The sequence below is a fragment of the Dulcicalothrix desertica PCC 7102 genome, from assembly GCF_003991905.1.
Classification (GTDB): Bacteria; Cyanobacteriota; Cyanobacteriia; order Cyanobacteriales; family Nostocaceae; genus Dulcicalothrix; species Dulcicalothrix desertica.
Map to the genome: position 1 here is coordinate 259754 of NZ_RSCL01000004.1, position 1467 is coordinate 261220.

At 50.6% G+C, this 1467-nt stretch carries 1 protein-coding gene; it reads right to left on the reverse strand.

Annotated features, from left to right (window positions below):
* Nucleotides 1-1467, reverse strand: a 1467-nt coding sequence (locus DSM106972_RS51325) for a YadA family autotransporter adhesin (RefSeq protein ID WP_411675292.1), incomplete at both ends; no start/stop codon positions are given.

A 1467-nucleotide genomic window follows, 5' to 3' on the forward strand; every position in this document is an offset into this window, starting at 1 on the left:
AGTGGCACTATCACCTGTAGCGGTGGCTGAAATACCTGTAGCTTGAGCTGCATTACCCATAGCGGTAGCATTTTGTTGATTTGCTACTGAGTTGGCACCTGTAGCAATTGCATTCGCACCACTTGCGGTCGCGGTATCACCTGTTGCAATTGAACTTGTACCTGATGCGCTTGACCCTTTACCAGTCGAGGTGGCATTTACTCCACTTGCTGTGGCGCTATCACCTGTAGCGGTGGCTGAAATACCTGTAGCTTGGGCTGCATTACCTGTGGCAGTGGCATTTTGTTGATTCGCTAATGCGTTGGCGCCTGTAGCGATGGCATTTGCACCACTTGCGGTAGCAGTATCACCTGTTGCAATTGAACTTGCACCTGATGCGCTTGACCCTTTACCAATCGCAGATGCATTTACTCCACTTGCTGTGGCACTATCACCTGTAGCGGTGGCTGAAATACCTGTAGCTTGGGCTGCATTACCTGTTGCAGTCGCATTTTGCTGATTTGCTAAAGTGTTGGCGCCTGTAGCGATGGCATTTGCACCACTTGCGGTCGCGGTATCACCTGTTGCAATTGAACTTGCACCTGATGCGCTTGACCCTTTACCAGTCGAGGTGGCATTTACTCCACTTGCTGTGGCACTATTACCTGTAGCGGTGGCTGAAATACCTGTAGCTTGGGCTGCATTACCCATAGCGGTAGCATTTTGTTGATTTGCTACTGAGTTGGCGCCTGTAGCGATGGCATTTGCACCACTTGCGGTCGCGGTATCACCTGTTGCAATTGAACTTGCACCTGATGCGCTTGACCCTTTACCAGTCGAGGTGGCATTTACTCCACTTGCTGTGGCGCTATCACCTGTAGCGGTGGCTGAAATACCTGTAGCTTGGGCTGCATTACCTGTGGCAGTGGCATTTTGCTGATTTGCTACTGAGTTGGCACCTGTAGCGATGGCATTTGCACCACTTGCGGTAGCAGTATCACCTGTTGCAATTGAACTTGCTCCTGATGCGCTTGACCCTTTACCAGTCGAGGTGGCATTAGTACCACTTGCAGTGGCGCTATCACCTGTTGCTGTGGCTGAGACACCTGTAGCTTGCGCTGCATTACCTGTTGCAGTAGCATTTTGTTGATTCGCTAATGCGTTGGTACCTGTGGCGATTGCATTCGCAGCACTTGCGGTCGCTGTATCACCTGTAGCAATTGATGAAATACCTGTAGCTTGGGCTGCATTACCCATAGCGGTAGCATTTTGCTGATTTGCTACTGAGTTGGCGCCTGTAGCGATGGCATTTGCACCACTTGCGGTAGCAGTATCACCTGTGGCAATTGAGCTTGCTCCTGATGCGGTTGAACCTTTACCAGTCGAGGTGGCATTTACTCCACTTGCAATAGCACTGTCACCTGTAGCTGTAGCTGAGGCACTTGTAGCTTGGGCTGCATTACCTGTTGCGGTAGCATTTTGTTGATT